This window comes from Pseudoalteromonas sp. SG43-1, assembly GCF_014164415.1.
Classification (GTDB): domain Bacteria; phylum Pseudomonadota; class Gammaproteobacteria; order Enterobacterales; family Alteromonadaceae; genus Pseudoalteromonas; species Pseudoalteromonas distincta.
This window is the reverse complement of sequence record NZ_JACJFD010000056.1, coordinates 1,818-3,217: the sequence shown is the minus strand read 5'-3', so window position 1 is coordinate 3,217 and position 1,400 is coordinate 1,818. Positions and strand designations below refer to the sequence as shown.

Below are 1,400 nucleotides of genomic sequence, written 5' to 3'. Positions count from 1 at the left end.
AAACTGTCGCATAAAACGCGTTTGGCGTTGTATGGTTAAGCCTCACGGGTAATTAGTACAAGTTAGCTTAATGGCTCACACCACTTCCACATCTTGCCTATCAACGTTGTAGTCTTCAACGGCCCTTCAGAGACTTTAAAAGTCTAGTGAGAACTCATCTCGAGGCCTGCTTCGCGCTTAGATGCTTTCAGCGCTTATCAGTTCCGAACGTAGCTACCGGGCAATGCCATTGGCATGACAACCCGAACACCAGCGGTTCGTTCACTCCGGTCCTCTCGTACTAGGAGCAACCCCTCTCAATTCTCAAACGCCCACGGCAGATAGGGACCGAACTGTCTCACGACGTTCTAAACCCAGCTCGCGTACCACTTTAAATGGCGAACAGCCATACCCTTGGGACCGACTTCAGCCCCAGGATGTGATGAGCCGACATCGAGGTGCCAAACACCGCCGTCGATATGAACTCTTGGGCGGTATCAGCCTGTTATCCCCGGAGTACCTTTTATCCGTTGAGCGATGGCCCTTCCATTCAGAACCACCGGATCACTATGACCTACTTTCGTACCTGCTCGACGTGTCTGTCTCGCAGTTAAGCTGGCTTCTACCATTACACTAACCGTACGATGTCCGACCGTACTTAGCCAACCTTCGTGCTCCTCCGTTACTCTTTAGGAGGAGACCGCCCCAGTCAAACTACCCACCAGGCACTGTCCGTAACCCCGATTCAGGGGCCAACGTTAGAACATCAAAACTACAAGGGTGGTATTTCAAGGTTGACTCCACAACAACTAGCGTCGCTGCTTCAAAGTCTCCCACCTATCCTACACATGTAGGTTCAATGTTCAGTGCCAAGCTGTAGTAAAGGTTCACGGGGTCTTTCCGTCTAGCCGCGGGTACACAGCATCTTCACTGCGATTTCAATTTCACTGAGTCTCGGGTGGAGACAGCGTGGCCATGGTTACACCATTCGTGCAGGTCGGAACTTACCCGACAAGGAATTTCGCTACCTTAGGACCGTTATAGTTACGGCCGCCGTTTACCGGGGCTTCGATCAAGAGCTTCTCCCTAAGGATAACCCCATCAATTAACCTTCCGGCACCGGGCAGGTGTCACACCGTATACGTCATCTTGCGATTTTGCACAGTGCTGTGTTTTTAATAAACAGTCCCAGCCACCTGGTCACTGCGGCTCCCGTCCGCTTAGAGAGCAAGTCTCATCACAGATAGGAGCGTACCTTCTCCCGAAGTTACGGTACGATTTTGCCTAGTTCCTTCACCCGAGTTCTCTCAAGCGCCTTAGTATTCTCTACCTGACCACCTGTGTCGGTTTGGGGTACGATTCCATATAATCTGAAGCTTAGAGGCTTTTCCTGGAAGTATGGCATCAACAACTTCATCACC

1 rRNA gene (only partly in view) is annotated in these 1,400 nt (G+C 51.1%); it reads right to left on the bottom strand.

From position 1 onward, the window contains the following. Window positions 1–31: 31 nt before the first annotated feature. A 23S ribosomal RNA gene (locus tag H5159_RS20950) occupies window positions 32–1,400 on the bottom strand (it continues 1,716 nt past the right edge of the window).